Origin of the sequence: Vibrio sp. 10N.222.49.C9, assembly GCF_041474985.1 — a bacterium.
Lineage (GTDB): Bacteria > Pseudomonadota > Gammaproteobacteria > Enterobacterales > Vibrionaceae > Vibrio > Vibrio crassostreae_C.
This window is the reverse complement of sequence record NZ_JBFRVD010001300.1, coordinates 1-254: the sequence shown is the minus strand read 5'-3', so window position 1 is coordinate 254 and position 254 is coordinate 1. Positions and strand designations below refer to the sequence as shown.

Genomic DNA, 254 nt, shown 5'->3' with positions numbered 1-254 from the left:
GAAATTGATTTCTTGTGCTTACTTGATAATGACCAGCCTTTATCTTCAGATGACTTTATAATGCGCCAAATAGACTCCCCATGACCCCACTTGCGCGATCTTAACTCACTCACTTCTTGACTACTTAGGTTGTGCCAGTCGCGGTAGAGCTCAAGAGCGGAGTTGAAGGCATGATCCAGTCCGAGTTTCGAGATGGCAAAAGTTTTACTTTGAATTTTTTTCGTTTCTGAGTTAACTCGGCGCACCTCAAAGAG

The 254-nt window shown here is 43.7% G+C and carries 1 protein-coding gene; it reads right to left on the bottom strand.

What is annotated here, in order from left to right:
* On the bottom strand, positions 1-254 hold a 254-nt coding region (locus AB4585_RS28005; RefSeq protein ID WP_372172024.1), incomplete at both ends, for a hypothetical protein.